5 protein-coding genes and 3 pseudogenes are annotated in these 7,342 nt (G+C 38.6%); 4 read left to right on the forward strand and 4 right to left on the reverse strand.

The features are described from left to right. Window positions 1-344: 344 nt before the first annotated feature. Window positions 345-812 (forward strand): annotated as a pseudogene (locus F6K13_RS10840) (IS630 family transposase); the annotation flags it as partial. A gap of 472 nt (window positions 813-1,284) precedes the next feature. Here F6K13_RS10840 and F6K13_RS10845 read toward each other — a convergent pair. Further along, on the reverse strand, window positions 1,285-2,748 hold the full coding sequence (locus F6K13_RS10845) for an IS66 family transposase (RefSeq protein WP_124143350.1): 1,464 nt from the start codon (window positions 2,746-2,748) through the stop codon (window positions 1,285-1,287). 103 nt (window positions 2,749-2,851) lie between these two features. After that, the gene (locus tag F6K13_RS10850; protein ID WP_124143351.1) at window positions 2,852-3,097 is read right to left on the reverse strand and encodes a helix-turn-helix domain-containing protein; all 246 of its coding nucleotides are present in this window, start codon (window positions 3,095-3,097) and stop codon (window positions 2,852-2,854) included. A gap of 211 nt (window positions 3,098-3,308) precedes the next feature. Between F6K13_RS10850 and F6K13_RS35085 the strand changes: the two are divergent. Next, window positions 3,309-3,809: pseudogene (locus F6K13_RS35085) on the forward strand (S8 family serine peptidase). 15 nt (window positions 3,810-3,824) lie between these two features. Beyond that, window positions 3,825-5,090 (forward strand): annotated as a pseudogene (locus tag F6K13_RS10855) (PatA/PatG family cyanobactin maturation protease); the annotation flags it as partial. A 495-nt stretch (window positions 5,091-5,585) separates the two neighbouring features. Here F6K13_RS10855 and F6K13_RS10860 read toward each other — a convergent pair. Both F6K13_RS10860 and F6K13_RS10865 read right to left on the reverse strand, forming a co-directional pair. Next, complete coding sequence (locus F6K13_RS10860) at window positions 5,586-5,960, reverse strand: hypothetical protein (protein WP_124143352.1); 375 nt, start codon at window positions 5,958-5,960, stop codon at window positions 5,586-5,588. 457 nt (window positions 5,961-6,417) lie between these two features. Beyond that, the gene (locus F6K13_RS10865; RefSeq protein ID WP_161564338.1) at window positions 6,418-6,594 is read right to left on the reverse strand and encodes a hypothetical protein; all 177 of its coding nucleotides are present in this window, start codon (window positions 6,592-6,594) and stop codon (window positions 6,418-6,420) included. 317 nt (window positions 6,595-6,911) lie between these two features. Here F6K13_RS10865 and F6K13_RS10870 point away from each other — a divergent pair, with 317 nt between their 5' ends. After that, entirely contained in the window at window positions 6,912-7,100 is a 189-nt protein-coding gene (locus tag F6K13_RS10870) for a cyanobactin biosynthesis PatC/TenC/TruC family protein (protein WP_124143353.1), read from the forward strand. Window positions 7,101-7,342 lie beyond the last annotated feature (242 nt).

Consider the following 7,342-nt stretch of genomic DNA (forward strand, 5'->3'; position numbering starts at 1 on the left):
ATAGAGAGAAAAGTAGCGTTAGCGTCAAATGTGAACATACAATATCTGGCGTGAAGAGATATAATGCAGGGAGAGGATTGTATCGAAATCACATTAAAGATGCGCGACGATCGCTTCATGTTCACTGCGGCTGGACTCTGGAATTTTTACTTAATGGTAGCATAGTTTAATCAGTGAAAACCAGAATTTTCCCATTTCACTTTAAGGTTTTATTTCGCGACAAGTCTATTGTATATAGCAATGAGCGCTGGTATATTTACAAATTGCAGGAGATGCCCAATAGCTAAAAGTCTTATATTATAGGCAATTTATCCCCCCAGATGAGCTGTTGCCTGCGCACAGCGCTATATGTAGATGAAGCTGGAATAGATAATAGAGAAGATTATCCTTATGGTTATGGGGTGAAAGGGAAAAGAGTACCAGGTATGAAGTCGGGAAAAAGAACTGAGAGAGTCAGTTGGATTGCAGCTATAAATCAATCAAAAATGTTTGCTCCTTTAAGATTTACAGGAAGTTGTGATCGTAATTTGTTTGAGAATTGGTTAAAAAAATTTTTACTACCAAAATTAAAACCAGGACAAGTTATTATATTGGATAATGCAACCTTTCATAAATCAATTTATATAGAAGAATTAGTGGCCAAGCAAGGGTGTGAAATTTGGTATTTACCACCCTACTCACCAGATTTTAATAAGATAGAACGTTGGTGGTTTGTCTTAAAAAATTGGATGAGACAAAGACTCAAATTCTTTGAGAATTTTAGAGACTGTGTGGATGCAGCTTTCATGGAAAATCCTGAAGTTTTTCCGTAGTAGTTAAATCAATTATTCCAAGGAATTAAATTTCAAGGAGCGAGTCTATAAAACTTGAAGATCAGCATGGTTGGATGGGGTGAAACCGAGACACGATCGCAGACCTTCTGATGTCAGATATGGCAGGCCAAAGCATATTTGGCTCACGACAGAGGAACTGAGTTGCGATCGCATATCAAAAATATCGGTCATGTAGCAGAACTTAATACTACATGTTAAGACATTAGTAGTATGTAAAGCGTGCCAGCGCTCATTGCTATAACTTTTAAATCATAAAACACTTGCAGCCATTTTTGAACTTCACCATAGCTAAAGAAACCTTCCGCAGATGTGAGTTCTTTGGTCAGTTGATTGACGATCTCTGGTGGTACTGCTCTTGGCCTTCCGGGACTTTTTTTTCTGTTTAATATTCCTTCTATTCCCCGTTGACGATATGTAAGGATTCAGGTGAAAGCGATCGCTTCCTAATAATTCAGGTATCAGATGTAGGAATCAGAGAAAGAGTTGATAAGTTATCATTATCTAGAGCGATATGGCTTATGCCACGCTCCGCGTTTAATGTCGGCGACAGCCGAAACGCCTTTAAAGACTGCTCAAAGAAATCAATCACTGAACGTCCCTGGCGACGACAGGTTTGTACCACAGTCAGTAAATTTGCTGTGTGTTGAAATCTTTCCATGCTTCTGGAGCCACCACTTACCTTTCGTTTAGTGATAGCTAGCCTTAATGAGCGCTCTGCAAGATTATTATCAGGAGGAATTTCTGGGTGATGGAGAAAATACCACCATTGGTCAGCTTTGAGCTTGAGGCTGCGTAACAATTTTCCTGCCTCATAACCTGCTTTGTTGCTCCATTGTTTGAGTGTTGACTCTACCTTGTGTTTAAATCTAACAGCCCAGTGACGATAACCATCACGCTCTTGATTTTGTTGCCATTGGCTATAATGACGAAATCCCTCATCAATTAAGTCTTTAAAAGCTTTCCCAATGGCTTGATTATTTTCCCCTGGTAATTGAATCAATCGTTGAAAGTGACGACGTAGATGGGCTAGACATTTCTGTTGAGCTTTGACTGGATAGCCATTGTACACACTTAAATCATCACTACTTATGACACCACCGTATTCACTACCTAACTGGGATTCTAGTTCAGCACGACTCCTAGTATCGGCGGCTCGGAACAGACAGAAATCTTCATTTGTCAACACCCATAGCCATTCCTTGATTCCCTTTACAGGCCAAGGTGTTTCATCTACATGAATTGATGGTTGTTCTTTTTTTACCCAATTTGACAATTGCTCTACATGAGGTTTGATTGCTGATTCCAACCTTTGATTGGTATTAACTAAAGTCCCTAAGCCAATATCAATTTTCCCCAACTCCCATAACATCTCTTGTTGTTTTTCGTAGGGTAGATGTCCGATCTGGCCTAACCATCCCAGGAAGGCTTGTAGCTTCACTCCTAAATCTTGTCCCGGTATCATCTCAGAAGACCAAGAAGCAGATGTTACTTGACTACAGCCTCTACATTGACAACTGTGACGGTGGTACTCTACTATCTCTATGGGTTGAGCTACCAGTTGTGCTACTTGTTGGGTTTCTACTTCTATCGGCTCACTTAAAAATTCTGTTTGACCACAATTAATACATACAAAAGGTTTGAGGATTTCGATTCTGTCTATTCTAGAAAATCCTTGACGAGTCTTTCCCTGATGGCCTGGTTGACCTCCGGGGAGTCTCTTTTTTGGCTCGGACTTTGGATTATCTTCAGAGTGTTTTGCTGTTTCTGACTTTTTTAGTATATCTGTTGATGGTGGTTTGGAGGAACTTTTGCTGTCCAAATCTCGACTAATTTTTAGTTTCTCAATTTCTCGTTCTAGTTTTTCGATCACTTTTTGTTGAGCCAATAGCGTCCTTACCAGTTCCTTCTTTGACAACTGGTTGAGATTTTCCCGGAGTTAGGGATGCTTGTGACTCACTCATATCCTTACTTTACCGTAGTTTGATTTTTTGTCAAGCTCTCGCAGATTTCCTGAATCCTTACCACTCAAGACCTGTTAAGCGATCGCTCTCACCTGAATCCTTACGACGATATTCACCAAACCAACGTTGTACTGTCACTCGATGACAACCGAGCAACTCTGCTATTTCTCCGATAGTATATAGCTTTTTCGTTTTTAACCAGTAAAGTGCTTGTAATTTTTCTTTGATATGCCCATCTGTTTCCTGGGACAACAGTTTTTTTAATTCAGATTCTGTTTCTAATATTTGAGTTTTTGTTTTCATCTAATAACTGCAATCACTTAATAATTTTGTACCTATTTCATTGTAACAATATTTTTTGAAATTGGTATAAAAGTTTAGTAAAAAATTTTGTTTGCCCAGCATTCCGCAGGAAAACAACTCTTGCTCATGCTGCCACCAAAATTAATATTTGTTTTGTCAGGCTGATGTTGAAGAGATTAGTGGCGATCGCCTAATTTCTTCGAGAACCCAAATGGGTTCTATAAACTTAGCTCGTGGCATTAACCTGGCCGTAGATTTAGGGGCAAATATTATCCACTGTGCTGCCTGCCGCCCTAGCAAAACGGGCGTTGCTCACGAACTATTGGAAAAAGCAGTACGTCAAGCTCTAGAAAATAATATTTTAATTGTTGCTCCGACTGGAAACAATAAAGGCGAATGTTGGTGTCTTCCCGCTATATTGCCTGGAGTAATGTCAGTAGGGGCAATGAAAGATAATGGTCAAATATTCAAGTTTAGTAACTGGGGTGGGCAGTAGCAAAAACAAGGTATTATTGCTCCCGGAGAAAATATTCTTGGTGCTCAACCAGGAACAGAAGAAACTGTTCGTAATAAAGGTACCAGTTGTGCAGCACCAATGGTAACAGGTATTTCGGTACTTCTAATGAGTTTACAATTGCAGCAAGGAGCAGCTCCAGATGCAGAAGCAATACGGGCAGCATTAACAAATAGTGCCATTCCCTGTACTTTGTAAGATACCGAAGAAGTAGAACGCTGTATGTTAGGTAAGCTCAATGTTGCCGGAGCTTTTCAACTTTTGACAGGAAAGGAGTTAGCAGCAGTGGAAGTTTCTACGGCAGAGGTAACGCCAGAGGAAGATGTAATATTAGGAGATAGTGGGGTTGATAGAAAGGCAGAAGGCAGAGAGCAGGAGGCAGGAGAGATTTATCCCGATGCCGTTCGCGTAGTGTCTCCGCAGGAGATAGGCAGGAGCATTCTGGCAACCAAAGGGGGTTTCAAACCTCCGCTGAACTCCCGTTTAGTGACTCCCATTCATTCGGGGTCAGAATCCGCAACTGAACAGAACCTTCTGCCTTCTGCCTCTCTTGGTGCGCATTCCCTTGCGTCTAACGCCGACGCGGGGTCGCACCGCTCCTGCCTTCTGCCTTCTCAAGGTATTACGCCCAGTGCTACTTCCAACAAAATTTATGCTTTGGGAACAGTGGGTTATGATTTTGGCACAGAAGCACGGCGTGACTCATTTAAACAGTTGATGCCAGCAGCAGTTATTTTAGGAGTTCAAGTTCCTGCGAACCCTTATAATGCTAGCCAAATGGCAAATTATTTAGATGCTAATTTATATGAAGGCAAATCTTTAATCTGGACATTAAATATAGAATTAACTCCTATTTACGCCCTCCAACCTGTAGGCGCATTTGCCGAGGATATTTATAAAACTCTGCAAAATATGTTAGCAGGAGAGGTTGAGGAAGAAGACAATGAAGGTTACATCGAAAGAGTCAGCATCACTGGTAGGTTGAGCGACAAAACTGTGAAATTATTTTCTGGGCAAATTCTACCTGTGGTAAAAATATATAGTCCCAGAGGAATGTATGGTTGGACAGTGAATATGCTGATAGATAGTGCCCTCGCATCAGTAAGTGCAGAGCGAGAAGAAGCTGAAGAAGAAGCAATACGAAAATCTCTAAGAAGTTTTCTGCAACGGGTTTATTATGACCTCCGCAACTTGGGACAAGCAGACCGTGATCGGGCCATTAACTTTGCTGCGACAAACGCTTTTCAATCAACAGCTTCTATTTCTAAAGCAGTAGCAGTTGGTATGGAGTTGCACAGTATAGAAGTCGAAAAAAGTCCTTTCTGTCCTTACAATAGCAACTGTTGGGATGTAAAGCTCAAGTTTTTTAATCCAGATAACACTAGGAGGGCAAAAAAAGTATATCGTTTTACTATTGATGTATCTGACTTGATGCCTGTAACATTAGGTAAAATGCGGTCTTGGTCTGTTCCGAAGTAATAGAGTATCCCCATAATTAGTTATTGCATAATTCAGGAATCAGGACTCAGGACTCAGGACTCAGGAGACATAATTCTAATAAGAAAATTCTGATAGCCGATCATAAATAAAGTTAACTTTGAAGAGGATAAGCTACACTAAATCCGGCTATCTATCTATGAGTATCTTTATTACGATGGTAAACCAGAGGGCAGAAAGGTTAGAGAGGATTGAAAAGTACCTTTGGCTCGGCGGATTTAGTATCATAAGTATGGTATGATAGATCTATTAGGAGAGCCGTAGAATTGGCTACATACAGAATTCCGCCCAGGTTTGGATAAATTTACAACATCCGTATATTAGACGTTTAATTTTGCTAACCTAATTACTGAGGGTTAAAAGCATTTATTTAAGTCTATTTAATATAAAACATCTCAATTTAGTTTAGGTTTTTAACTCATTTGTAGCCCTCTATTTTACCCTTTTTACCCTACATATCTAATTTACCCTATATACCTAAGTTTTAATTCTTCTTGAAAGTAATTGTTCTTCTAAAGCAGCAATTCTATTATAAGCCGCCGTCAATTGAGCTGTTAGCCGTTGAATTTGAATCTCTGATGTTAATTCTCCATCCATATTTTGACTACCTTGATTCATATAGTCATCATCTACTAGCACATCTTTGTGTTCTAATTCTAGATCAAAACCGTTATATTTTTGTTTTAGCTCATTGACATGTATCAGATTAGAAGTAGTTTCTGTAGATGGATGTTTATTTACCTTCTGTTTAATTATAAAGGTTGATACCTGATCGTTCAGTTTTTCAATAATGGTGTGTATTGCTTCAATTTTTTTACTCAAAGCAATAATTTGTTCTTGCAATAGTTCCATATATTTCTTCACTACCCGAAAATTAAGTTTACATTCTTCAATTTTAATAAACATTGAGTATAATTAGCTATTATTTCCAATTTCTTAACTTTATAATAAGAATTAATTCCTTAAAAAAAGATTAAATTTTGAGATGTTTAAAGAGATATTAAAATCAAAAATAACTCTCTACGTCTATTTGATAACTTTCGGGTTTACCATTCTGTATCATGTGGCCCTTGCATAGGGTATTGAATGAATAACTCCACTGCTTGGTTTTCAAACAATTGTCTTCGCAGTTTACCCCCAAATCAAACTTTGAGTCTAAACATAGTGGTTTGCGATCTTAGAGCTGATTTGTAAACTTAGCTAAAACCCTTATTTTATCTAACTCTCAGGGATTTAGGTTTTCTTGGACTATAACTCCCAAAACCCTTGTATTGCCATAAATTCAGCCTCTTAATATTTACTTTATAAATCAGCTCTTAGTGCGTTGATGATATCCACTTTCATGCTTCCATTGATTACGTCCTTTTTTACGAATTCGTCTGAGACTCTCGTCTCTGGGATGGAGAGCAGCTTTGCAGTTGCCACGCTTTCCAATCACAGCATTTTGGCGTGGTGGAATAGTTGATTTCGCTCCTCTTTTGCTCACTATGGCATAATACTTTATGTTTTTAAGAAACCTAGGAAAAATATGGGTTTCAGCGTTCTTAGTTTTAGACTAAGACAACGAAAAAATCAAGCTTTCAGTCAGTCGAGAGAAGTTGTTTTGGTTGCCAATATCAAAAACATACCCTTGTAAGATATCTCCATCTCTTGATTAAATAGATCTCAAATGGGTTCTATAATTATCCGACTTACAATCAGCTCAAGTTCTCTGGTTGGGGTTTCTGAGAGTCCTCTGCACCTGGATAGTCGGGTGATCGCTAATCTTGAAAAAATTTATAATGTTGTTAAATAAGGATAATTATGTCAGAGCAAACATCTCAAGCTTCTCAAAATTTGAGTAACAGCGAAAATCAACATCTATCTGAGCAAGAACAAGAATCTATGATGCTGGCAACTGGTCTGGAAGACTATGCACATTGGAAAATTATGTTCAAAGACCAGAAGAGGGAAGACGATAAACCTTTCTGTCGCGGACGCATTTGGGCTTAATATCGAATCCAGTAGCATTGGTATATAGTAGAAGAAAGAAAAGTCTTGCTTTGTTTGATTTTTAAGCTTTTGATCTGTCCGCGTCCTTTGCTTCGACTGCTATAATTCAGTATTGAAATTAAAAAATAACAGTCAACATTGTAGGGGTAAACGGCCGTTTGCCTCTAATGATGCTAGAAATGATATTACTCACAAAGCAAAGGAATTTAATATTAAGAAGTTAAAACTTAAAATTCTTGATA

Origin of the sequence: Okeania sp. SIO2B9, from assembly GCF_010672505.1 — a bacterium.
Lineage (GTDB): Bacteria > Cyanobacteriota > Cyanobacteriia > Cyanobacteriales > Microcoleaceae > Okeania > Okeania hirsuta.